At 36.9% G+C, this 24095-nt stretch carries 21 protein-coding genes; 6 read left to right on the top strand and 15 right to left on the bottom strand.

The window, feature by feature from the left end; genetic code table 11:
* Positions 1-33 precede the first annotated feature (33 nt).
* From DUT69_RS03630 to DUT69_RS03575, 12 genes are all read right to left on the bottom strand, one after another.
* A complete protein-coding gene (locus tag DUT69_RS03630) occupies positions 34-1416 on the bottom strand; it encodes a lytic transglycosylase domain-containing protein (RefSeq protein ID WP_113651763.1) in 1383 nt (460 codons plus the stop codon).
* A gap of 57 nt (positions 1417-1473) precedes the next feature.
* Positions 1474-2898 (bottom strand): Asp-tRNA(Asn)/Glu-tRNA(Gln) amidotransferase subunit GatA, encoded by a 1425-nt coding sequence (gene gatA, locus DUT69_RS03625; protein ID WP_113651762.1) that lies wholly within the window; start codon positions 2896-2898, stop codon positions 1474-1476.
* A gap of 29 nt (positions 2899-2927) precedes the next feature.
* Positions 2928-3125 carry a Sec-independent protein translocase subunit TatA/TatB gene (locus DUT69_RS03620; RefSeq protein WP_113651761.1) on the bottom strand — a complete coding sequence of 66 codons (198 nt, stop codon included), beginning with the start codon at positions 3123-3125 and terminating at the stop codon, positions 2928-2930.
* A 38-nt stretch (positions 3126-3163) separates the two neighbouring features.
* Complete coding sequence (locus tag DUT69_RS03615; protein WP_240186650.1) at positions 3164-3496, bottom strand: Sec-independent protein translocase subunit TatA/TatB; 333 nt, start codon at positions 3494-3496, stop codon at positions 3164-3166.
* Between the two features lie 47 nt (positions 3497-3543).
* A complete protein-coding gene (locus DUT69_RS03610) occupies positions 3544-4818 on the bottom strand; it encodes a murein hydrolase activator EnvC family protein (protein ID WP_113651759.1) in 1275 nt (424 codons plus the stop codon).
* 20 nt (positions 4819-4838) lie between these two features.
* A complete protein-coding gene (locus tag DUT69_RS03605; RefSeq protein ID WP_113652478.1) occupies positions 4839-5633 on the bottom strand; it encodes a DUF4292 domain-containing protein in 795 nt (264 codons plus the stop codon).
* A complete protein-coding gene (locus DUT69_RS03600) occupies positions 5611-7302 on the bottom strand; it encodes a tetratricopeptide repeat protein (RefSeq protein ID WP_113651758.1) in 1692 nt (563 codons plus the stop codon). The genes DUT69_RS03605 and DUT69_RS03600 overlap by 23 nt, the downstream gene beginning before the upstream one ends.
* 67 nt (positions 7303-7369) lie before the next feature.
* Positions 7370-7801 (bottom strand): dUTP diphosphatase, encoded by a 432-nt coding sequence (gene dut / locus DUT69_RS03595; protein WP_113651757.1) that lies wholly within the window; start codon positions 7799-7801, stop codon positions 7370-7372.
* Positions 7802-7810: 9 nt separating this feature from the next.
* Positions 7811-9295 carry an oligosaccharide flippase family protein gene (locus tag DUT69_RS03590; protein WP_113651756.1) on the bottom strand — a complete coding sequence of 495 codons (1485 nt, stop codon included), beginning with the start codon at positions 9293-9295 and terminating at the stop codon, positions 7811-7813.
* Positions 9296-9406: 111 nt separating this feature from the next.
* Positions 9407-9703 (bottom strand): acylphosphatase, encoded by a 297-nt coding sequence (locus tag DUT69_RS03585; protein WP_394341230.1) that lies wholly within the window; start codon positions 9701-9703, stop codon positions 9407-9409.
* 164 nt (positions 9704-9867) lie between these two features.
* Positions 9868-10815 carry an NAD(P)H-dependent flavin oxidoreductase gene (locus DUT69_RS03580; RefSeq protein WP_113651755.1) on the bottom strand — a complete coding sequence of 316 codons (948 nt, stop codon included), beginning with the start codon at positions 10813-10815 and terminating at the stop codon, positions 9868-9870.
* Between the two features lie 4 nt (positions 10816-10819).
* Positions 10820-11983, bottom strand: coding sequence for an amidohydrolase family protein (locus tag DUT69_RS03575; protein WP_113651754.1), 1164 nt, complete (start codon positions 11981-11983; stop codon positions 10820-10822).
* 218 nt (positions 11984-12201) lie between these two features.
* On the opposite strand from DUT69_RS03575, the gene DUT69_RS03570 reads away from it, so the two are divergent.
* A complete protein-coding gene (locus DUT69_RS03570; protein ID WP_113651753.1) occupies positions 12202-12513 on the top strand; it encodes a hypothetical protein in 312 nt (103 codons plus the stop codon).
* A 67-nt stretch (positions 12514-12580) separates the two neighbouring features.
* Positions 12581-13909 (top strand): sigma-54-dependent transcriptional regulator, encoded by a 1329-nt coding sequence (locus DUT69_RS03565; RefSeq protein WP_113651752.1) that lies wholly within the window; start codon positions 12581-12583, stop codon positions 13907-13909.
* On the opposite strand, the gene DUT69_RS03560 is transcribed toward DUT69_RS03565, so the two are convergent.
* Complete coding sequence (locus DUT69_RS03560) at positions 13894-16374, bottom strand: ATP-binding protein (protein ID WP_113651751.1); 2481 nt, start codon at positions 16372-16374, stop codon at positions 13894-13896. The genes DUT69_RS03565 and DUT69_RS03560 overlap by 16 nt on opposite strands.
* A 104-nt stretch (positions 16375-16478) precedes the next feature.
* On the opposite strand from DUT69_RS03560, the gene rluF reads away from it, so the two are divergent.
* Together rluF and rlmN are read left to right on the top strand one after the other, a co-directional pair.
* On the top strand, positions 16479-17456 hold the full coding sequence (rluF, locus tag DUT69_RS03555) for a 23S rRNA pseudouridine(2604) synthase RluF (RefSeq protein WP_113651750.1): 978 nt from the start codon (positions 16479-16481) through the stop codon (positions 17454-17456).
* A 100-nt stretch (positions 17457-17556) separates the two neighbouring features.
* The gene (gene rlmN / locus DUT69_RS03550) at positions 17557-18606 is read left to right on the top strand and encodes a 23S rRNA (adenine(2503)-C(2))-methyltransferase RlmN (RefSeq protein WP_113651749.1); all 1050 of its coding nucleotides are present in this window, start codon (positions 17557-17559) and stop codon (positions 18604-18606) included.
* 93 nt (positions 18607-18699) lie between these two features.
* Here the strand turns inward: rlmN and DUT69_RS03545 are convergent, their stop codons facing one another.
* On the bottom strand, positions 18700-18912 hold the full coding sequence (locus tag DUT69_RS03545) for a hypothetical protein (RefSeq protein WP_162796163.1): 213 nt from the start codon (positions 18910-18912) through the stop codon (positions 18700-18702).
* A gap of 210 nt (positions 18913-19122) precedes the next feature.
* Between DUT69_RS03545 and DUT69_RS03540 the strand changes: the two genes are divergently transcribed.
* A complete protein-coding gene (locus DUT69_RS03540; protein WP_113651747.1) occupies positions 19123-19821 on the top strand; it encodes a ComF family protein in 699 nt (232 codons plus the stop codon).
* Positions 19822-19823: 2 nt separating this feature from the next.
* Entirely contained in the window at positions 19824-21209 is a 1386-nt protein-coding gene (locus tag DUT69_RS03535) for a hypothetical protein (RefSeq protein ID WP_113651746.1), read from the top strand.
* A 106-nt stretch (positions 21210-21315) separates the two neighbouring features.
* Here the strand turns inward: DUT69_RS03535 and DUT69_RS03530 are convergent, their stop codons facing one another.
* Positions 21316-24090 carry a PAS domain S-box protein gene (locus DUT69_RS03530; protein ID WP_113651745.1) on the bottom strand — a complete coding sequence of 925 codons (2775 nt, stop codon included), beginning with the start codon at positions 24088-24090 and terminating at the stop codon, positions 21316-21318.
* Positions 24091-24095 lie beyond the last annotated feature (5 nt).

The following is a 24095-nucleotide window of genomic DNA, read 5'->3' as shown; positions in this document are numbered from 1 at the left end:
TAACAGTCGAATTTTTGGGAAACAACTAAGGTTTTAGCTTTTAATTTTTAACACCATGCCGGGTTGCAAAGCCGCTTTTTTAAGCCCATTAGTAGCTTTTATGCTTGCCACCGTTGCCCCGTCAAATTTTTCGGCTATACCGGATAGAGTATCTCCAGCTTTTACTTTGTAAGTAACATAAGTTGGCTTTGGCATTAAAGTTTTGGCAACAGCTAATTTGCCAACTACTTTTAATTTCTGGCCAGGAATGATTGTAGAACTTTTTAAGCCGTTCCAAACTTTTAAATCTTGTACCTCTACACTGTATTTATCTGCAATGGAACCTAAACTTTGCCCTGGAAGAACTTTGTGGTAATTTACGGGCGTAGCAACAGTTTTCTTTATAGCCATTTTACGTAAATCCCTAACATCATCTGTTGATGCCAGAACAATATCCCTATCAGTTTCAACGTCGTTATTTAGAACTTCAAAAAGAGAAGCATAGCTATTTTGGTCAATGCGAGGCAAAACCATCCTTTTAGGATCGATTAATGTTCCGTTAACAATTTTCTTTTTGTAGGATGGGTTTAACCTATATAAAGTAGATTCCTCAAAGTTTATAGCTTTCGCAACATCGGCCAATGCCACAAAGTGATTAACTTGTATGGTATCTGTTTTATAAGTTATAAGCGATGGCTTAGAAGAAATCTGATGGGTATTTGCATAATTCATTACATACACCGCGGCAATAAAAGCAGGAACATAGTTTCTGGTTTCTTTCGGGAGGTAAGGTCTAATTTCCCAGAAATCTCTAGAGTTTGCCTTTGCCATAGCACGGGTTACGTTTCCTTTGCCACAATTATAGGCAGCTATTGCAAGTAACCAATCGCCCAGCTCTTCATAAGCATCCCTAAAATATGCTGCCGCAGCATAACTAGCTTGAATAGGATCTTTACGTTCGTCTACAAAATTATCCATGTTTAAGCCGTAAGCTTTCGCCGTACTAAACATAAACTGCCACATACCTGTTGCGCCAACTCTTGAAATTGCATGCGGATCCATTTGCGATTCGATAATAGGCAGATACCTAATCTCCGCCGGAATGTTATAAGCTTTTAATGCAGTTTCGAAAATAGGAAAATAGTAATTAGATAAACCCAACATACGACCAAACTGATCTTTTCGTTTGCTGTAAATATCAATATAGGTTTGTACGTGCTCGTTATAACTGAGTGGTACAGTTTTTTGAATGGAATCTAACCTCAGTTTGTATACTAAGTTTTGATTAAAAAACGGAGCGGGTTCTAAAACCGGAACCGCTGCGGTATCTGCGGAAACGCTTCTTAAAAGAGAATCTAACCTGGGTTTGGTAATTATTTGCGCAGAAGCGACAAAAAAGATAAAAAAACTCAACAAACTAAGTACTAATTTCTTCATAGGCTTATATCCAACTCTGTTGCCAAAATTTATTTTCTGACTACGAAAGTTAACGTGTTAAACTTCGTTTAAAAAACTATACGATAGGTTTAGCAAACCTTGCTCATTAAAATGTTTGGTCATTAATTGTACACTTAACGGCAAACCTTCAGAATTATTGCCCAAAGGCAATGCAACTGCCGGAATACCAGCTAACGACGCTAATACTGTGTATATATCGGCCATATACATTACCAATGGATCTTGTATATTTTCGCCTATTTTAAATGCTGGCGTTGGCGTTACCGGACTAAGTAGAAAATCATTTTCGGCTAACAAAGCTTCAACCTTTTCTCTAATTAATCGGCGTACTTGTTGTGCTTTTTGATAATAGGCATCGTAATAACCAGCGCTTAACACAAAGGTGCCAAGCAAAATTCTCCGTTTTACTTCTTCTCCAAATCCTTCGGCTCTGCTTTGCTTGTATAAAACATTTAAGCTTTCGGCTTGCGTATTTCTGTAACCATAATGCACCCCATCATAACGAGATAGGTTAGACGAAGCTTCGGCAGTAGTTAAAACATAATATGCTGGAACCAAATAAGCTAAAAGATCAAAAGAAACATAATTTATTTCATGACCTTGCGCCTTAAGTTTTTCTATAGACGCCTCTATTGCCGTTTTTATCTCAGGATCAAGAGCATCATTTTCAATGGTTTCTTTTAAAACTGCGATTTTCTTTTTTTCGCCTTGCGATAGATGCTCGCTGTAACTGGGAACAGAAATGTTAGCAACAGTGCTATCGTTGTCATCAACACCAGAAAGTACCTCTAGCAACAAAGCGGCATCTGTAACTGATGATGTGAGTGTTCCAACCTGATCGAAAGAGGAAGCATAAGCGATTACGCCATAACGAGAAATACGCCCATAAGTTGGTTTAAAACCAATACAACCGCAAAATGCTGCAGGCTGACGAACAGAACCGCCTGTATCAGTACCAAGCGTAGCTAAACACATGTCTGCTTGTACCGCTACTGCCGAACCGCCAGAAGATCCACCAGCTACCCGCTCGTTATCGACTGCATTTTTAACTACGCCAAAGTAAGAAGTTTCATTAGAACCACCCATGGCAAACTCATCGCAATTTAACCTGCCAATTATAATCGCATCTTCTTGCAGTAAACGATTAACAACTGTAGAAGAGTAAGGAGAAACAAAGTTTTCGAGCATTTTAGAAGATGCAGAAACCTGATGATCTTGGTAGCAGATATTATCTTTTATACCTATAACCATACCCGCAAGTTTACCAGCATTACCTTTTGCCAATTTTTCTTGCACAGCAGCAGCTTGCAATTTCGCCGAATGAAAAAACACCTCATTGAATGCATTGAGGTGTTGATTTTTTTCTATCTGCTCGAAATAGTAAGCTAAAAGATCTGGTAAATTTAACTCGCTGTTTGCAAGTCTAGATTGTATCTCTGTTAGAGCGGAAAATTTCTTCAAAATTTGAATTTATCAGTCAAAAAATGAATCTATTTATTGTCGTGGTTAGTTGTTGGATTGCCTCCAGAATCTAAACCGTCTTTACCATCTTTAAACTCTTTCATGCCTTTTCCTAAGCCTTTCATTAATTCAGGAATTTTCTTTCCGCCGAACAATAATAAAAGTGCTAACACAATTAATGCAATCTCCCATCCACCTAAAGCGGCTAGTAATGTTGGTTGTACCATTTTATTTGTTTTTAATTTCTTTTAACTATTAGTTTAAACTAAGCTTGAGTTTCTTTCTCCTTAGTTTCGTTATTCTCTGTAGTAGTAGAAGTAGTTTCTGCAGGAGTCTCATCCTCTACCGGATGGTAACGTTGTGCAGTTTGTTCGTCTTGTTTTAATTCGTTATCAATATCTACGGAATTAATGTTACGATGGATTTCTCGTTTAACTCCTTCTGAAGCGTCTTTAAATTCCCTAATCCCTTTTCCTAAACCTCTTGCCAATTCTGGTAATTTTTTACCTCCAAATAACAAAAGTATGGCTATCATAATGAGCATCATCTCGCCACCGCCCATGTTTAAGAACTCTAATATTGTGCCCTGGTACATCATTCAATCAATTTATATACAAATATAGACAAATAATATTGCCTTATAGTTTATCTTGCTACCCAACTTTCAGGGTTTAGTGGTGTAGCACCTCTGTTAATTTGCAACCCGACCTCTGGTATACCATCGGTTAAACCCGCCGTTCCAATGGCTTGTTTTGTAGTTACGGTTTGCCCTGAAGATACACTTACGTTTTTTAGGTTCTGATAGATTGTAAAATATTCACCATGTTTAATCATTACATACCATTTTCCAAATTTTTCGAATACTGCAGATACTTTTCCACCGAAAATTGCTCTTACACTGGCATTTTCTGAAGTTTGATAAATTACGCCTTCATGGTTATCGATAGCGGTACCCACCCTATAAGTACCAAAACGACTTGTTATGGTTCCTGTAGCAACCGGCCAAGGTAAGCTGCCTTTATTGCCCTCAAAAGCATCAGATAGTTTAGCATCTTCTGGGCTGTTTCTCAAAGCCTGACTATTTGTTTTAGGTTTTGGAGCTTCTGCAACTGGAGCTGCCTTTCCTTCGGCCTTAGCTTTAGCCGCAGCCACTCTTGCACGTTCTCTTTCTTCTGCCTCTGCTTTTTCTTTCGCTATTTTAATTTGCCTAGCAATCTCGGCTTTAATTTGCCTATCTATAGCATTCTGCTGTTGACGTTTTCTTTGAATATCCTGAGAAAACTGTCTTTCTTGTTTAGTTAATTGCCCTAATACAGCTGTTTGCTCGTTTTTCTTTTTATCTAACTTGGTTTTTTCGCCTTCTTGCTCTCTCAGTAAATTCGATTTATTTTTCAAATCCCTATCTAAAACAGAAATTTTATCATTTAAATCTTTCTCCGTTCCTTGAATATATGCAGCCTGCTTTTTGCGGTATTGACCAAATTGTTGCAGGTACTTAATACGTTTATAAGCTTGGTTAAAATCGTTTGACGCAAAAATAAACATCATTTTATCGTACGAATTTTTGTTTCGCTGTGCAAAACGAATCATCCCAGCATACTCCTTTTTAAGATCTGCCAATCGGTTTTGTAAATTATGTACTTTACCCGTGTTTTCCGTAATCTGGTTATCCAGATTTTTCATCTCAGAGTTAATGGTAGAGATTTTTTCTTGCATTAAACGCACTTGCGCCTTAATGGTATTAATTTGGCCCAGCGTTAGTTTTTTACCACTTGCTGCTTTTTTGAGATTACGCTCCGCAAGCTCAATTTCACGTTGTAAAGCTTCTTTTTTACGAGTAAGTTCTTTAGTAGTTTGCGCAAATCCGTTAGCACACAGCGCTATAAATAGCACAGAAAAAAATAGTTTGTTTAACTTCATTGCATCAAAAATATAAAATTTTAGTTAACAAGCTCATAACTTTTAGGAACGCTAAAAGGAAATTCCAATGGCGTATTACTATCTATCTTATTAAATTCTAGGTCGATGTTGATTTTTTTTGCTCCAGCCATTGTGCTTATTGCCAAAGCCGATGGGAACAAAGCATTGTTAACTGGCGTATATTTACCGTAGGTTACTTTAAAAGCTTGTCCCGCCTGAGCATCATTCAACGTAGTTTCGGCAACTTTTAACAAGTCATTAAATAATATACGGTAAACTACATTATCTGATTTGCCACTTACCGCCCACACGCCGTTTTCTTGTGCTAAATCTGCCTGCGTTGTCATAAAGTTTTTAATCGTATTACCTGATAAAACCGATTGAAGCATAGCAAAATCTACCTGTTTGTTTGTAAAACCATAAACGTAACTAAAAGGCTTTTTGGTATAACTTTTTTGCAGATTGTTTCTTAACAGCAAACTATCTGGTGTAATTACCGCTCTAGCCACTTCTATACCTGCAATAGCTGTTATACTCACCCAAATCTTTTTGTCCTTCTCTATTCTAATTAGCATGGTAACGTTATTCTCGTCGCCATTAACGTTTAGCTTAGCTTTGCCTCTCAAAGACAAAGTATTAAAGGGCAAATCCTTACTTTTTAACAAGGCTAAGTTTTCCGCTTTTTTACTGGCCGATTCATCTAATTTTTCGGCGTTTACAGGTGGTGTGGTAACAATTAGCTTTTTTGGCTTACAGCCGATGCCTAAAACCACTATTCCAGCAATTAAAATGCTATTTAATATATTTCTTTTCATTGATTTTTCTTTTGAGTTTCTCTGAGTCATTTCCTGCTTGTTTTGCTTTTTGCCATTGGGTTAATGCCATTTCGGCATCTCCTTTTTGAAAAAGAATATCGCCATAATGCTCCAAGTAAACGGGATTTAATGCCTCATTGTTTTGCAATGCCTTTTCTATGTAAGTTAGAGCCTCTGAATACTTACCTTGTTTAAACAAAACAATAGCGTAAGTATCTGCAATAGAAGCATTTTTAGGCATCGCTTTAGCCGCTTTCGCCACCAAATTTTCTGCTTTCGTCAGGTCTTGGTTTCTCAAGGCTAAATAGTAAGCGTAATTGCTAAGCGTAAGGTAATTATCTGGCGCTAATGTAACTGCCTTATCAAAAGCCACATCAGCTTCTTTTAACTTTTGTTGATCTATTAAAACCTCTGCCTGTAAAGCAAAAATTAGGGCTTTTAAATTATTATCGTCTCCATCTAGTTGCAAAGCAGATTTTATCTCTAAACCAGCTTCTGCATTTTGACCGTTTCTATGTAAGGCAAAGGCTTTGTAGTAATATAAAATTGCCTGATTTGGGTAGATGGCCAAAGCATCATCCCCCGTTTTAATAGCTTCGGCGTAATTGCCCATTAAAGTTTGAATACCTAAAATTTTTTCCCAAGCAATATAGGTTTGCTCATCGTTTTTTAAAACTGTTTGATATTGCTCTTTAGCCGCCTTTAAATTTCCTTGCTGATACAATATATCACCATATAAAATAAGCAACTTTTGTTCACCGGGATGTGCCTGCAACGCCAATTGTATTAATTCGCCTGCATCTTTTTGCCTGTTAGCATTAGCTTTGGTAAGCATGCCTGCAACAATCTTAACTTTTGTGGCAATGGGCATATTTTCTTTGCTAAAAGCACTTTTTAAGGCCGCAATTAGTAATTCATTTTTTTGCTGCATTCTATAGATATCGGCCATGGCCAAATCTACTTCGTAATTATCTGGCTCTGCAACTTTGGCCTTTTGCAATAAAGCATAAGCTTCATCAACTTTGTTTTTTTCAAGTAACAAACCACTTAAATACAAATAGTTCTTAGCTTCTGCCGGACTTTCTGCAATTAGCTTTTCTACTACTTGCGTAGCATTTGAACTATTAACGTTAATACGTTGCTTGGCCATCTCCAATTCTTTAGACGGACCAAATTTCTGTTCAATTTCTGCGTAGATTTTTTGTGCTTCGGCAGGCTTACCAGAAATAACCAAAGCATTTGCCTTATCAAAAAAGTAACTATCTACGTCACTATCCAAAAGTATCAACTGATCGAAAACCATTATCAGCGCTTCCATATTACCGTTACGCTTATAAATTTCAGTTTGCAATTTGTGGTACCAAACGTTCTTCGGATTTAAGGCAATCGCTTTTTTAATATTTGTTTCAGCTTCCAACAACTTATTCTGCCGTATGCCTATGTTGGCCAATTCAAAATAAGCTGCATCATTTTTCTGATCTAATGCAATAATCTTGTTAAAATTAGCGTTGGCTTTAGCATAATTCTCTACCATTTTATCCTTTAAGCCGGCAAAGAAAAGTTCTTTAACAACATTCTCTTCTTTTGCTACCGGCAAAGCAATTTCTTGCGCAAACAAAGTGATGTTTACCACAAACAAAAAAAGGAAGAATGTTACTTTAAATTTCATATTTTAAACTGATTTAGCCTTAACCTAAGCTTATACTGACAAAGCCAATATAGCACTAATAAAAAAACTATTTACCTGTATGGCCATATCCGCCCGCACCACGGTCTGTATCGCCCAATATTTCTACAGTTTCCCAAACAACAGTTTCGTGTTTTGCAACAACCATTTGGGCAATTCTATCGCCGTTGTTTATCTCAAAATCAGTGTCTGACAAATTTACCAAAAGCACTTTTATTTCTCCACGATAATCAGCGTCAATAGTTCCCGGAGAATTTACAATACTAATTCCGTGTTTATATGCCAATCCGCTACGTGGCCTAATTTGCGCTTCGTAACCAACTGGCAACTCTATATGTAAACCTGTTGGAATAAGCATACGTTGCAAAGGTTTAAGCGTAATTAAATCTGTGGTGTTTGCCCTTAAATCCATACCTGCCGCGTGTGCAGTTTCGTATGCTGGCAAAGCATGAGCCGAGTTATTTATAATGTTGATCTTCACTTTGTGATATTAAGATTTTTTTAAAATTCTAAGTAGTTCTGTTTTTTCGAAATAGCATATGCCACCAACAAAAGCAATTAATAGGGCATTGCCGATGTAAATATTTCTATTAAATATAAAAAACGAGACAAATACAATTACAGTTGATAATACTAAATACGCTGAAATCTTCTTCAAATTGTAGGGAATTGGATAATATTTTTGCCCTAATACATAAGATAAAACCATCATCACAAAATAAGCAAGCATGCTAACCCAAGCAGAGCCCATATAACTGTACTTAGGGATGAGTACTATATTTAATACAATGGTAATTATAGCTCCGGCTAATGAAATATATAATCCGAATCTAGTTTGATCTGATAAGCGATACCAGATGGAAAGATTCATATAAATTCCTAAACAAACGTAACCTAACAATAAATAGGGCACTGCTGGCAAGCCTACCCAATACTCTTCTTTACGGATAAAATGTTTTAAGAGTTCGATGTTTGCAATTAAGCCGACAAACAAAACTGCCAGTGCGATAACGAAATACTTTAAGATGGTGGCGTAAGTATTTCTGGCATTTTCGCTCTTAGCATGACTGAAGAAAAAGGGTTCTGCACCTAATCTAAACGCAGTAATAAATATGCTTAGAAAAACTGCTATTTTACAAACCGCACCATAAATACCAACTTCTCCATCTGCTATATCTGCAGGCAAAAGTTTTTGCAATACAATTTTATCTAGATTTTCGTTAACGATGAAAGATAAATTTGCTACTAAAATAGGCCAGCTATAGGCAAACATATTTTTAAAAAGTGCAGTATCAAACTTAGGCTGAAGCTTGAAAAATTCTGGCAACAGATAAATTAATGTAGCAAGGCTGGCGATTAAATTGGACAGGAATACGTAGCCAATCCATTGGCTTTTGTACCAAGATGCCATCCACTCTGCACCTACCCAGTTATGCTTAATAAACGCCGGAACAACAAACAAGAAAATAAGGTTGAAACCTACAAAACAGCCTATGTTTAAAAATTTAGCTATGCTGTACTGAATTGGTCTTTCGTCGGCCCGTAATTTTGCAAAAGGAATTACACAGATGGCGTCGATAAATAAAATCCAAAGAAAAAAACTAACGTAGATTTTATAGTTACCTACATCGGCAATATCGGTAGCTAAATATTGCGCAATGGGCGTAGAAAAGATTAAACCTGTAACTAGAAATAACGTAGAAATAAATGCAATGCACAAAAAGGAGTTGTTATAAACTTCTTGCTTTTTGTTTTCGAATTTATTCAAATACCTAAAATAGGTACTTTCCATACCGAACGCCAAAACTGCATTTATAATGGAGGCATTAGCGTACATATTGGTAAAAATACCATAGGTTTCTTTGGCGTAAACATTGGTATATATTGGCGTAAGTATAAAGTTAAACAGCCTGGAAAAGACTGTACTCAGACCGTAAATAGCCGTTTGCCCTAGAAATTTTTTATATACAGACAAGTTAGTTTTAGATTTTGGATTTTAGATTTCCTAAAATCAATGTTCGTATTAGACTATTGGGACTGCTCAATGCCAAATCATAATTCGTCAATCTACAATGGTAAATTAAGCTTACCAAAGCAGGTTCTTTTTTACAACTTCAAAATTCTTAAAATCTTTAAATTCCCCCTCGGTTACCTCAACGTTTTCTACTACCGATTTATCAGGCCCTTCGTTGCACCAATCTACAAACATATCTAAAAAGCTAGATTTTCCTTCAGCTTCTATGTACACAGAGCCATCTTTCAAATTTTTAACAAAGCCTTTAACACCCATTTGGTCGGCAACGGCCTTGGTGCTTGCTCTAAAAAATACACCTTGCACTTTACCTTTTACGCTAATATTTATGTGTTTTATTTCCTCGGGCATTTTATCTTTTAATTTCTTGTGTAGTATTACTTGAAGGCATTTGTTTAGACTTTTTTCTTACCAAAACTATGGCTACCACCAACAAAATCACCGTAACTAAAGCCAATATTCTTTTATAAACCATCCAATTACAAATTTTAAATTGCTACAAATTTAAGTTAATTCTAGAACGAAAGCTTTTCTAAATTGCTTTTCTCCTGTAAAAACTCATTTAAAATATCTTGCAGAATTTTTGCGGCAGGTTTAATTTCGTTAAGCATAGCTGATACTTGGCCAATTTCCAATTCACCTTGCGCCATATCCCCTTCAAACATGCCTAATTTTGCTCTGGCTCTGCCTAAAAGCTGAACTAAAGTTTCGGCAGTGGCTCCCTGTGCTTCAGCCAATGCAACTTCATCTGCAAACTCATTCTTTAGTAAGCGTACAGGAACCAATTTTTTCATCCTTAGTTTTGTATCGCCTTCGGCGGAAGAAAGTATCCTTTCTTTAAAATTAACATGAGCTGATGATTCTTCGGCAACGGCAAAAGCAGAACCTATCTGAACGCCATCTGCACCCAAGGCGAAAGCCGCCAACATACTTTTACCGCTACCTATGCCACCCGCAGCAATAACAGGAATTTTAACCGCTTTTTTTATCATCGGAATCAAGCACAAGGTTGTAGTTTCTTCCCTTCCGTTATGTCCGCCCGCTTCAAACCCTTCGGCAACAATAGCATCAACACCACAAGCCTCGGCTTTTAAAGCAAATTTTGTATTAGCGATTACATGCACAACGATTATTCCTTTTTCTTTTAAAAAAGCTGTCCATGTTGCCGGATTACCAGCCGAGGTAAAAACGATTTCTACCGCTTCCTCTACCAGTATATGCATAATTTCCTGAATATTTGGATAAAGCAAAGGTACGTTTACCGCAAAAGGTAGCGAAGTAGCTTGTTTGCATTTTCTAATGTGATCTCGTAAAACAGCTGGATACATTGACCCGGCACCAATTATACCCAACCCACCAGCATTAGAAACTGCTGATGCCAAACGCCAACCACTGCACCAAATCATTCCGGCTTGTATAATTGGGTATTTGATTTTAAAAAGTTGCGTAACTGAATTGGCCATATCGCTAAAATAATCTTTTTACAACTGTATCCCGCTTAATAATTTTATCATCTGCTATACTCAATAATAAAACTCCAGGTTTTTTGCCAACTTCAAAACTTCCAAAGTTATCGGTGATGTTTAAAAACTCGGCACCATTTAAGGTTGCCCATTTCAATAACTCTTCAAATTCAATCAACTTTCTCTCCTGCAAAGTTTTCATCTCTGCCAAAATATCCAAAGCCAAATTACTGGCTAAACTATCGGTACCTAAAGTTATTTTAACATTTTTAGAAGTCATCATATTTACATCTGGCAACGTCCCTTCTATATACAAGTTGGCATTTGGACATAAACACCAATACAATTGTTGATGCGTTTTCGTGGCGAAATCTACATCAGTTTTGTTAACAAAGGTATTATGTACCAACAATGTATTAACGGCTTTTGGCATTTGCGGCAAATGGTAAGCAATAGAATTCTTCCTTGTATTATGCGCATCGCTTTGCGCAATTCCTAAACTTGAAAAGAAATCTGCAAAAGCACCTGTTCCTGCTTCAAATAATTCGTTTTCTGATTCCGTTTCCTGGTTGTGGATACTCAAAATATCTTCAGCATTGGTTATTTTATTTATTTCGCCAAACAGTTCGGCTGATACAGAATAGGGTGCATGTGGCACAACTGACGCTTTAAGTGGCAAAAACTCCTGTTTCAGTTTTTCGCCCTGCGCTATAATCGGTGCAGATGGCCTATTAAACCCAAATACCTCTACAAAAGTGTGGTAATAAATTTTGCTATTTTGCTTAACCGATTTAGAAATAAGCTGATTAGAAATATCGCCAACGGCAACAATACCATTCTGTGCCATCTGCTGGTCGGCAATTTTCATTGCACTTAAAACTTCATCATCTGGCTGTTGCCTTAAGGATAGAATTTGTTTTATAAAACCGGGCAAGCCTGTTTGCTGTTCAATTTTATCTTTTAAGTGAGAGAGCTCCAAATGGCAATGCGTATTGATAAAGCCCGGCACTAAAGCGCCTTTGTAAGTGGTAACGTTTGCTAAATCCTTTGCTTCTAATGCACTAAAAATTTTTTCAATTTTACCCTCTTCGGTTAAACCTATTACCCCATTTTGTATAGCTGGGCTATTTACCGGAAAAATCCAATCGGCAGAAATGTAATTGAGCATAGTGCAAATTAAACGCTTATGCCAACAAACACGAAATTTATTTAAATCTATTGCAGAGATAAGCTACAAAGTGTGGAGAAAAGCAACAGTTTAAAAGTTTGAAAATATTTATAAATAGTTAATTATCAGTTATTTGAAAATATTTTTTATTTGTGGCACCATTATGTAACCTATGGTAATCGTAATACATTAATTATAAATAATAAAACTATAAGAACATGAAAAAATTAATTTTATCAGCTGCATTTTTAGCTTTCGCAGGTTTCACAGCAGCAAACGCTAGTGAAGTAAAAAATAACAATATCGAAATTGTAACAGTTCAAGATAGTGTAGTAAAAACTCCTATCAAATTAGAAGAATTGCCAGACGCAATTAAAACTACTTTAGGAACTGACCCATATAAAGCATGGACTCCAACTGCAGCATTTGCTGTAAAAGATGGAACTAAAGAGTATTTCCAAGTAGATGTTAAAAAAGAAGAAGAAACTGCTTCTTTGAAATTTGACAAAGACGGAAAACCAGTAGAATAGTATTCCCGATTAAAACAATAAGTATAGCAAAAGCCGGATTTATTTCTGGCTTTTGCTATTTTTGCTTATGGCCAAAATCCTAATTATTGAAGACGATACTACTTTTGCAGAATTACTGGAGGTTTTTTTAACGAAGAACAAACATGAAACTGCGTTTGCCACTAACGTAAAACAAGCCATAAAAATGTTAGCACAAGAAGACTTTGATCTTCTGTTAACAGATTACCGTTTACCAGACGGAAATGGCTTGGAAATTTTAACTCAAGCCAGAGCAAGCGGTGTAACTGCGCCTGTAGTTATCATGACTAGCTTTAACGACGTGAGGACTGCAGTTAAATCTATGCAGATGGGTGCATCTGATTATATAACAAAACCCGTTAACCCCGACGAATTGTTAATGATTGTGAGCAATGCCCTGCAAAAGAAGCAAACACCTAATGGCTCTAAAGACAGAGAAATAACCGATTTTATTAAAGGCAAAAGTGCAATTGCCGATAAACTTTATAGCCACATAGATTTGGTTGCACCAACAGATATGTCTGTAATTATACAAGGCGAAAGCGGTACGGGAAAAGAATATGCGGCTAGAACTTTGCACCTGCAAAGCAAAAGAAAAAACAAGCCTTTTATTGCGATAGATTGTGGTGCATTGTCAAAAGATTTAGCTGCAAGCGAATTATTTGGCCATGTTAAAGGCGCATTTACCGGTGCTTTAGCCGATAAAAAAGGTCAGTTTGAAGTTGCTAACGGAGGTACACTTTTTTTAGATGAGATTGGGAATTTAAGCTACGAGGTGCAAGTTAAATTACTCCGAGCACTGCAAGAAAGAGTTATTCAGCCTTTGGGCAGCACAAAACAGGTTAAAGTTGATGTAAGAATTATTGCTGCTACAAATGACGATTTGACCAAAAGCATAGCTGACGGTGAATTTAGAGAAGATCTTTACCACAGGGTAAATGAATTTAAGATCCAACTTCCGCCCTTGCGAGAAAGAGGTAATGATTTGGAATTGTTTATTAACCACTTTACCCAACAAGCCAATAAAGAGTTAGACAGAAATGTAAAAACCATTGCAAAAGATGCAAAAGCAATTTTATTAAAATACGATTGGCCAGGCAACTTACGCGAACTTGGCAATGTGATAAAACGCATGGTTTTGCTTAGCCCAACCGAAGAAGCTAAAATTGAAGCTTTGCCAGATGAAATGGTTTTTGCCATTGAACAGCCACAGGCTAACAATCAATCGGACTTAAAAGCGATAAATGAAGTAAACGAAAAGACTTTGATTACGGAAACCTTGATAAAAGTAAAGTACAATAAATCTAAAGCCGCCAAATTATTAAATATAGATAGAAAGACGCTTTACAGTAAAATGGAACGTTACGGCATAGCGTAACTTTGCTGATCTAAATCTTCAACCAGCTTTTCAAGCCTTATAATCAGCGACTGTATTTCGGCTTTTTGCGCTTCTGTTATTGCATCCGTATCGGCAATATTCTGTTCCATTTGCCTAAAAGCCAAACCCAAATCCTTTGCGCCAATTTGGCCAATTCTTCCCGCAAAGCGATGAACAATCAAACTTGTTTTCGCATCATCACCTTTGGTTAAAGCTTCTTTTAACTCAAAAATATCATTTGCCGAATCGGTCTTAAATCTATTTAAAATCCTCGCCATTAGCTCTTCATTTCCGCCCGTCATTTTATGCAATGCAGAAAGATCGAACGTAGCATTTGTAGAAGAAATTGGCTTTCTATCGAAAATTGACAGTAAATCTTCAGCCCTAAAAGGTTTCATAATTAACCCGTCAAAACCAGCTTTCAACACTCCTTCTCGTTCATCCGGCAATACTTGTGCAGTAATGGCGTAAAATTTTACATCTTTTGGAAGTTTAGTTCTCAATTGCTGGCATAATTCTACTCCAGAAATACCAGGTAAACGCATATCGATTAATACGTATTTTAAATCTGTATCAATCGGCATCGCCAAAACTTCGTCAGCATTGCCAAAAGCTTGGTAATTTATAGCCTGACTAGTAAAAATCATTCCGCACAAATCTAAAATCAATCTATCATCATCAATTACCCAAACCTTTCCTTCGTTGTTTATCTCAGCTACGGTTTTTGTATCCAATTCAGTTTCTAGGTTTTCGGCAATTTTATATTTTAAGTGGAAAGTAAATGTAGTGCCCACTCCCTCTTTGCTACTTACATTAATTCTTCCACCTTGGCTTTCAATAAGCGATTTCACAATGCTCAATCCTAAACCACTTCCGGTTTGGTTTATCTGGTTTTTCTCAGGGAAATCTACCTGCTCAAATTCGTTAAAAATTTTCTCAATATTATCTTCAGAAAAGCCAATTCCGGTATCTTTAATTACAAAGTTGAAATATAAATCATCGCCTTGTTGTTTACACGAAACAGAAAAAACCACTTCGCCCTTAAGTGTAAATTTAACCGCATTGCCAATTAAATTAAATAACACTTGCTTTAGCCTGAAAGCATCGCCTTCAATGTAGCTTAGGTTTTCGAGATCGAAATCTTTAACCAGTAGCAAACCTTTTTTCTCCGCAAGCGGATGCATCGCATCAAAAACCTCTTCTAATAATTTTCTGATATTAAAACGGGTAACCTCTAATGATAATTCGCCAGAAACAATTCGGTTGTAATCTAAAACCTCGTTTACAATTTGCAACAAGTGTACAGAAGATTGATAAATGGCATCCAAATCTTTTTTATTGGCATTTTCCTGTTGCTTTACAACTTCTGCGTAACCTAAAATAGATTGCAAAGGCGTTCTAATTTCATGGCTCATATTAGATAAAAAACGCTGTTTGGCCTTACCATGATATTCAGCCTCATCTTTGGCTAGTTCTAGTTCCCTTCTGTAGGTGTTACTTCGAGAAATATCCGTTAATATAAAATAAAGCAACACGCCCGTAAATACAAAAAATGCAATTAATATATAGCCAATCTGTTTAATCTCTTGATTTACGAGTGCCTTTGCTTCGGTTCCATTTTGGCTAATTTGCTCAACTACTTCGCTCTCTACTTCTTTTAAAATGTTAAGCATTTGCTGCGTAAGCTTCGTATTTGCCTCAGCCAAAACAGCCTCTCTTTTTATAAACCGTTGGCTTTTTACTTGTTGCTCTATCGCGATGTTTTGCAAGGAGCCTTCCATACTTCTGATGATACTATCCTCGCTTGCACCTTGCAAGGTATCACGTTTTATTTCGAGCTCCTCGTTAATGATTTTGTAAACCTCCGACTTCTTTTTACCAAAAAGCCTATTAAAAAAGCCTCTCGATTTCTCCTCGTCCTCTGGTGCCACAGTGGTAGTTGAAGTTGTTGTCTTGGTAGTTAAAACGGCACTATCTGCATTTCTGAGCCTGCTCCCTACCATCTCATTAAGCTTATCTACTTGCTCAGAAAACGATTTATTGTTAACGAGCCCTTCTCTAACTTTTAGATACTCTACAAATTGTTTATCCCTAACCCCTAACAAGTTTTGGATAGATTGCAGTCTTTTTAGTTGCGAGGAATCGTTGCTGTATAAATTTTTAAGTGTATCAAGCCCTAGTTTAATTTTTTTAGACTCCTTGTAGAAGTTGGATAAATTACCTGGTTTTTTTAACGCAAGATCTTTTTGGGTTTGATCTAAACTTGCCAACTGATGAGTAAGATTTGTTACCGTTCTTAGTCTATCATTAGGTGCAGAGATATCATCAACAGTAGTTAAAATCTTTTTAAAAGCAACTTGATTTAATCCCCAAACCATTAAAAGCACAAGAAAGGCAAGCAAAAATCCAAGTATAATTTTGCCTTTTGTTGCCTGTAAAAAACGATGTTGAGAGATGGATGCCATTAATAAGCTAACGCTTTTTGTTAATCGATTAATATAATACAGCCCTGTGCGCCCTTTTGTTTGTATTAATTGGTTAACTTTGCATCTCAATTTACAATTCTGCAATGACCGAGTCTACAACAAGATTAAACAAATACATTAGCGAAAGCGGTTTATGCTCTAGAAGAGCGGCCGACAGGTTCATAGAACTCGGTCAGGTTTTTATTAACGGACGTAAAGCTAAAGTAGGCGACAAAGTATTTTTTGGCGATTTGGTAAGCGTAAATGGCAATAACATTGAGCCGAAACAGGCAGAGAATGTTGTACTGCTGGCTTACAACAAACCTGTAGGCATTACCAGCACCACAGAAAGTAATGTTAAAGGTAACATTGTAGATCATGTAAATTACAGCGAACGCGTATTCCCTATCGGGAGATTAGACAAGGATTCTCAAGGTTTAATCTTTTTAACTAATGATGGCGATTTAGTAAATAAAATTCTACGTGCCGGAAATAACCACGAAAAGGAATATATAGTTACCGTAAATAAGCCAATTACCGATCAATTTGTTCAAGGCATGAGCAAGGGCGTGCCGGTTTTAGGCGTAATGACCAAAAAATGCAAGGTGGTAAAGGAAAGTAATTTTGTTTTCAAAATCACCTTAATTCAAGGCCTAAACCGTCAGATCCGCAGAATGTGCGAGTACTTTGGATTTGAAGTAACTAAGTTGGAGCGTACCCGCATCATGAACATTACTTTAAAAGGTTTACCAGTTGGCGATTGGAGAGAACTTAACGAAGAGGAGCAGGCGGAAATTGCAAAGATGGTGGCAAAATCCAAGTCGGAGAAACCAGTTACACCGAGGCAAATTGTAAAAAAGGCATCTGCAAGCGACGAAAAACCTGCACAACGTTTTGCTAAAGCTAAATTTAAAAAAGAAGCACCAAAAGCTAAAACCGGCGCCGGCAAAAGTTCTGGTAGTGGCGCAAGCGCAAGTGGCGACTGGTTTAAATCTAACGGACCAAGCAAAAGACCTACTCGTCCATCGAACGGAAAATCAGGTGCACCCGCAGCAAAAACCCGTAGCCCTAAAAGGAAATAATTTTTAAGTTGTAAGTTATAAGTAAAAAGTTCAACGTTTTTGGATACCGAACTTTTTAGACTTTGAAGCTGTAGCACAAATTAATTACCTTTGCATCAATATGATAAATACTAAAAAAACAGATATACGTTCTTTGGATTTGCCTCAGTTGCAAAAACATTTTACCGAAATGCAAGAACCTGCATATCGAGCAAAACAAGTATACCAGTGGCTTTGGGAAAAATCTGCCAGAGATTTTGAGCAGATGAGCAATTTATCAAAAGATCTTCGTAAAAAATTAGCCGAAAACTATACCATCAACGCTGTTGAAATTAACAATGCACAGTTTAGCAATGATCATACGATAAAAAACGCCTTTCGTTTGTACGATGGGAACATTGTAGAAGGTGTACTTATTCCAACGGAAGAAAGAATGACTGCTTGCGTAAGCTCGCAGGTTGGTTGCAGTTTAACTTGCAAATTCTGCGCAACTGGCTACATGGATCGTAAGCGTAATTTAAATGCCGATGAAATTTACGACCAAGTTGTTTTGATAGATCAACAGGCTAAAAAGAATTACAATATCCCTTTAACAAACATTGTTTACATGGGCATGGGCGAACCTTTGCTTAATTATGCCAATGTTTTAAAATCAATTGAAAGAATTACTGCACCAGATGGTTTAAACATGTCGTACAAACGTATAACTGTTTCTACTGCTGGTATTGCTAAAATGATTAAAAAGCTTGGTGATGACGGTGTAAAGTTTAATCTTGCACTTTCATTACATGCAGCGAACGATGTGAAACGCCACGAAATTATGCCAATTACCGAGCATAATTCCCTAAAGGCTCTGGCTGAAGCCTTGAAATACTATTTTCAAAAAACTAAAAATCCGGTTACCTACGAGTACATTGTTTTTAACAATTTTAACGATGAGATTGAAGATGCAATGGATTTGGCAAAGTTCTGTAAACACGTACCGTGCAAAGTTAATTTGATTGAGTACAACCCTATCCAGTTTGCCGATTTTATTAATGCCGAAGGCGATAAAATTGACAAATTTGCGAATTACCTAAAGTCGCAAGGTATTAACACTAATATTAGAAGAAGTAGAGGTAAAGATATCGATGCCGCCTGCGGACAGTTGGCGGTTAAGGAAACTGCTTAAATTGCTTTAAAATACGGCCGTTAAATTTTTAACGACCGCATAGATTCTCGCTAAACTATATTTAGCCAGCAAATTTCTCATACTAGGCTTTTTTTACCTACCTGGTAATACAAAATCACCAGGAATATAACCGTTTAAACACTCTCGTGCGGTTCTATCTCTTAAGCGATTTAAATGCACATACAACTGTCCATATTCACCTCTCCTATCGATCACATTACAACTTCTGTCATTGGTCCATTTCAAACCTCCCTTAACGCCATTCATCTCGGTTTTAGACAATACGGAAACGTTTTTTGCTAACATTTTTAAATTTTTCATAATATTTTAATTTAAGTGAGATACTAATTTAAGCCGATTAGCATTTGTCCTCATGAGAAAATCTATATCCGTTTAGATGAACTACATATCCGCTTCCGTTTAAAACTTATTCGATACAAGTGATTTCGCCTATTAGTAGGGGCCCAACTATCAGGATGAATTTTTTACTTCTATTTTTTTTTGCTAGATTGAGTTATGATTGCCGTAAAACGTTTAGCCACAGACATTATAGGATTGCTCTTCCCTGAGCTTTGCAATGCTTGCGGCATGCATTTGTATTACGGTGAAAAAGAGATTTGCACAAAATGTTTGTACGATTTACCCTATACAGACTACCATCGACATCGTGAAAATAGAGTAGCCAAACAACTTTGGGGGAGATTGCCTGTAGATGCTGCAACGGCAATGCTTTATTTTAAAAAGGGAACCAAAGTACAAAACCTAATGCATGCGCTAAAGTACAAAGGCAAAACGGAAGTTGGTGTTAAATTGGGTAATTTGCTGGGCGAGAAATTAAAATCAAGCGAAGCGTATAAAGAAATAGATTTTATTATTCCGGTTCCACTTCATCCTGCTAAGGAAAAAATTAGAGGTTATAACCAGAGCGAATTTATTGCTAAAGGCATTGCCGAAGTTTTGGCTGCAGAAATTAGCACCACACATTTAGTTAGAACCAAAATAACCGAGAGCCAAACTAAAAAATCGAGATATACACGTTTCGAAAACATGCAGGAGGTTTTTCGTGTTAACAAAAAAGAAGAACTTGCCAACAAACATGTTTTGTTAGTAGATGACGTGATAACAACCGGGGCAACACTAGAAGCTTGCGGAAATACGTTAATAGAAATAGGAGTAAAAAAATTAAGTATAGCGGCCATTGCCTTTGCAGAATAAATATGCGTAAAACACTACTATTCTTCAGTTTCATTATAGCTGCATTTTTGTCCTCTTGTGGCAAAGATGAAGAGATAACTGTGGATGCAAATGCAGTGTTAAATTTCTCAAAAGACAGCGTTCTTTTCGATACCGTGTTTACCTCTATCGGATCTACAAGTAGGCGCCTACAAATTTACAATACAAACGAAAAAGCAATTAATATTAATAATGTGCGCTTGGCAGGCGGCTCCGCTTCTGCTTTTAGCTTAAATATTAACGGACTAGCTTCTACAGAAACAGCAAACCTAAAAATTAACGGTACAGATTCCATCAACCTTTTTGTAAAGGTAAATATCAACCCAACCAGCCAAAATTTGCCATTTATAGTTCAGGATTCGATCCTTTTTTATTACAACGGAAAAAAACAAAGCATCCCATTGGTGGCATACGGGCAAAACGCGGTTTTCGTTAACGGCAACACAATTAAAGAAAATACCATTTGGGATAGCAAATTGCCTTACATTATATATAAATCTGTAACTGTTGCCAAAGATGCGCAATTAACACTTAATCCAGGCACTAAAATACTTTTCCACGGTAATTCTACAATGGCCATAAAAGGTACGCTTATAGCTAATGGTAGCAAAAAAGACAGCATTGTATTTACCAGTGATAGATTGGAAAAAATGTACGAAAACGAAAGCGGGCAATGGAATGGTTTGCACTTTTATCCTGAAAGCAAAAACTCCAACATAAACTATGCAATCATAAAAAATGCAGTAGCAGGCATTACAGTAGATTCTTTGTCGGCCACCAAAAACCCTAAATTACTGCTGAGCAACAGCATTATTAAAAACATGCAAGTGGTAGGGTTTTTAGGCTACCAAACCGAACTAACAGCTTTTAATAATCTATTTTACAACTGCGGACAGTATTTGCTTTACGGTGTTGGCGGAGGAAAATATGACTTGAAACAAAACACCTTTGCAGGATATAATATCGATTATGTAAGAAAGACACCTGCCGTTTACTTTTCTGACTACATAAGCAACACGCAAGCTGGAAATTTAGCCATAGAGCTAACCAACAACTTAATTTGGGGCCAACTAAATGACGAATTTGTTATAGAGAAAAAAAATACCTTGACCACAATCAGCAGTAGCATTAAACATAATCTGCTTAAAACCTTATCAACCAACTATAACGCTGGTGGAAATATTATAAACACTGATCCGCTGTTTGTAGAGCCCTCGAAATTTAACTTTAACTTAAACAAAGCTAGCGCAGCACAGAATAAAGGCCTAGATCTATCCTCAAACTTATACTTTAACGAAATACTAAAAAAAGATTTAAGCGGAAAGAACAGAATATTTCCTTATGAATTAGGCTGTTACGAGAATAAATAAAAAAAGTTGATTTTTTAAAAACCAAAAAGCATTTGCTTTCGTTTATTATATCGAGAGCGTTAATTTAGATGGTAAGGGTCGATATTTCTTATGAAGTATCGGCCCTTTACTTTTTTAGGTAAGTAGCCAATACTGCTTTTATTTCTTCGGGATTAAACGGCTTTAAAACATGGCCATTCATACCACATTCTGCAAACTTGCTATTTTCGTTATGTAACGTTGATGCTGTTAAAGCGATTATGGGCAATTGCTTGTAATAATCATCCTTCAAATCCCTTATAATTCTAGTGGTATCAAAGCCATCCATACCAGGCATTCTGATGTCCATAAAAACCAAGTCGTATTTATTGGATACAATTTTGTTAATTGCTTCTTCTCCAGAAGACGCAAATTCAATTTCCAAGCCCCATTTACTTAAAAATCGCTTTGCGATAAGGATGTTAACTTCGTTATCATCAACCACCAAAACCTTTTTATCATTATAAATACTAATTAGTGGCGCCGGTTTTTCTTCTACATAATTACCAGATAGTCTACTAAAGTTTATATCAAAAGAGAAAACTGTGCCTTTACCTTCGGTACTCTCAACGGTAATTTCAGAATTGTAGAGTTTTAATAATTTTTTAGTGATCGCTAAACCTAAACCTGTTCCGCCATATTTTCTAGAAATATCTGTTTTGGCTTGGGTAAAGGTTTCGAAAATATAAGTCTGCTTATCTTTAGGTATGCCGATACCGGTGTCCATAATTTCAAAACCGATTACGGCTTCCTCTTCATTTATACGCTTTAACTTAACAATAAGTTCTACCCTGCCATTATCGGTAAACTTAAGCGCATTGCTTAACAAATTAACCAAAACCTGGTACAATCTTGTTTTATCTCCAAGTAGACGGCTGGAGATGTGATCATCGAATATAAGGTTAAGACTATTGCTACGTTTTGTTGCGGTAACCTGCAAAGAGTTTACAATATCTACGCAAAGCGTATGCAAATCGAACGGAATGGTTTCCAATTGCAAATTGCCCGTTTCAATCTTTGTAAAATCTAAAATATCATTTATAATATGTAATAGATTTTCGCCAGAGAACTTTAGAATATTCAAATCATCAACCTGCGAAGGCTTCGGATCGTTTTCTAAAAGCAGATGTGACATGCCGATAACCGCATTTAAAGGCGTACGAATTTCGTGACTCATTACCGAGAGAAACATTTCTTTGGCTTCGCTTAGTTGTAAAGCTTGTTCTCTAGACTCTACCATTTCACGCTCTACTTGCTTGCGTTGTGTAATGTCTGTTATCAATTCCACTTGTCGCTCTAAATCTCCCATTTCATTTAAAATAGGAGTATTTGCAACAGAAAGCCAAATAGCTTCTCCGTTCTTCTTATGCGCTTGCACTTCTATATGGTACGATTCTTTAGCAACTGCCTTTTCGCGTGCCAACAGGATTACATTTCTGTCGGTATCTTTGGTTGATAGGACATCGCCAAGCATCTTGCCCTTCAGTTCGGCTAAAGAAAATCCAACTAAATTTTCTAAAGCGGCGTTTACCCAAGTAATTTCGCCTTGCGCATTTGCTATGGCAACACCAGTATTGGTTTTGCTAGCTACAAGTGATAAGATTTCTACCTCTTCTTCTGCCTTCTTTTTTGCTGTTATATCGATGATGATTTCAACTTCGGTCTCCACCTTTCCTTCATCATCCAACACAACGGTATTATATATAGATAACCAAATTGGGGTTCGATCTTTTTTATACGCTAAAATATCAACTGTGAAGGATTGTTTTTGTTGTGTTAATGATCTAGCATTTTCTATCTTTTTCCAATCGGTTTTTGGCCCGCTTATTAAATCGCCTAGTTGCTTACCCTTTAAATCCTCTAGGTTAAATCCAGTAATTTTTTCAAATGCGTCATTTACCCAAGTAACGTTATTACTTCCATCGTTTATAACTACGCCATTGTTAACCTTGCTTGCTACGAAAGACAACTGTGTTAACTCGTTTTCAACTTTTTTACGCTCGCTAATATCTCTGCCGTAGCAATACCATTTATCATCTTTAGCAACCATGTTCCAGCTAATCCACAGCACTTGGCCGGCTTTGCTAACCAGTCTAAAATCTGTACTAAATTCCTTATCTCCATTTTTGAGGCCCCGCTCAATCACGTAAATAGTCTTTTCTATATCATCGCGATAGCAATAATGCCACATAACATGGCCTGTTACCTCGCTGGCAGAATAACCTAAAAGTGCGGTTACGGCATCGTTAATAAAAAGTATGGCGCCACTGCGATCTAAAATGCAATGTATTTCTGGAGATACAGTAAAAATATCGACAAACTCGTTAAACTTTTTTGTTTGCTCGAGTAATTGTTTGTTTTTACGCTGCAGTTTTAATTGCGTGATAACTTGCGTTGCAATGGTTTGCAAGCCTGCATGTTCATTATCTTTTAATGTTCTGGGAACAGTATCCGCAACGCATAAACACCCCAATGGTAAACCCTGATTGTCTTTAAGCGGAACGCTTACGTAAAAGCGAATATATGGCTCGTTTACCACGATGGGATTTTGCGCCAATTCGGCATTTTGCTGAGTATCTTCTACCACGAAAATATCATCACCCCACATGGCATGCTGGCAAATCACATCGCCATTTCTGGGCAAACGGATCTGAACATTAACGTTTAACCCTACGGTAGATTTAAGCACAACTTCGTCTCTATCTACCAAAGCTACATATGCAATTGGCGCACCGGCAAATTGCGCTGCAAGTTTTACTAAGTTTAGTAATTCTTGTTCAAGCCCTTCTCCCAAAATATCAAAAGAATACAACGCCTTTAAACGCTGCTCTTCTATTTCGGGAGAAATACTGGGCTGACTCATATTTA

The organism is Pedobacter namyangjuensis, from assembly GCF_003313325.1.
Classification (GTDB): Bacteria; Bacteroidota; Bacteroidia; order Sphingobacteriales; family Sphingobacteriaceae; genus Pedobacter; species Pedobacter namyangjuensis.
The sequence above is the reverse complement of the archived record's forward strand: the minus strand, read 5'-3'. Positions and strand labels throughout refer to the sequence as shown.

Coding starts and splice junctions, on each gene's coding strand:
- DUT69_RS03565 (WP_113651752.1), top strand. CDS start 12,581: ATGGCCAAAATCCTAATTATTGAAGACGATACTACTTTTGCAGAATTA.
- DUT69_RS03545 (WP_162796163.1), bottom strand. CDS start 18,912: ATGTTAGCAAAAAACGTTTCCGTATTGTCTAAAACCGAGATGAATGGC.
- DUT69_RS03630 (WP_113651763.1), bottom strand. CDS start 1,416: ATGAAGAAATTAGTACTTAGTTTGTTGAGTTTTTTTATCTTTTTTGTC.
- DUT69_RS03535 (WP_113651746.1), top strand. CDS start 19,824: ATGCGTAAAACACTACTATTCTTCAGTTTCATTATAGCTGCATTTTTG.
- DUT69_RS03610 (WP_113651759.1), bottom strand. CDS start 4,818: ATGAAGTTAAACAAACTATTTTTTTCTGTGCTATTTATAGCGCTGTGT.
- DUT69_RS03585 (WP_394341230.1), bottom strand. CDS start 9,703: ATGCCCGAGGAAATAAAACACATAAATATTAGCGTAAAAGGTAAAGTG.
- rluF (WP_113651750.1), top strand. CDS start 16,479: ATGACCGAGTCTACAACAAGATTAAACAAATACATTAGCGAAAGCGGT.
- DUT69_RS03620 (WP_113651761.1), bottom strand. CDS start 3,125: ATGGTACAACCAACATTACTAGCCGCTTTAGGTGGATGGGAGATTGCA.
- DUT69_RS03600 (WP_113651758.1), bottom strand. CDS start 7,302: ATGAAATTTAAAGTAACATTCTTCCTTTTTTTGTTTGTGGTAAACATC.
- DUT69_RS03580 (WP_113651755.1), bottom strand. CDS start 10,815: ATGGCCAATTCAGTTACGCAACTTTTTAAAATCAAATACCCAATTATA.
- DUT69_RS03570 (WP_113651753.1), top strand. CDS start 12,202: ATGAAAAAATTAATTTTATCAGCTGCATTTTTAGCTTTCGCAGGTTTC.
- DUT69_RS03560 (WP_113651751.1), bottom strand. CDS start 16,374: ATGGCATCCATCTCTCAACATCGTTTTTTACAGGCAACAAAAGGCAAA.
- DUT69_RS03605 (WP_113652478.1), bottom strand. CDS start 5,633: ATGAAAAGAAATATATTAAATAGCATTTTAATTGCTGGAATAGTGGTT.
- DUT69_RS03575 (WP_113651754.1), bottom strand. CDS start 11,983: ATGCTCAATTACATTTCTGCCGATTGGATTTTTCCGGTAAATAGCCCA.
- DUT69_RS03540 (WP_113651747.1), top strand. CDS start 19,123: ATGATTGCCGTAAAACGTTTAGCCACAGACATTATAGGATTGCTCTTC.
- DUT69_RS03615 (WP_240186650.1), bottom strand. CDS start 3,496: ATGATGTACCAGGGCACAATATTAGAGTTCTTAAACATGGGCGGTGGC.
- rlmN (WP_113651749.1), top strand. CDS start 17,557: ATGATAAATACTAAAAAAACAGATATACGTTCTTTGGATTTGCCTCAG.
- DUT69_RS03530 (WP_113651745.1), bottom strand. CDS start 24,090: ATGAGTCAGCCCAGTATTTCTCCCGAAATAGAAGAGCAGCGTTTAAAG.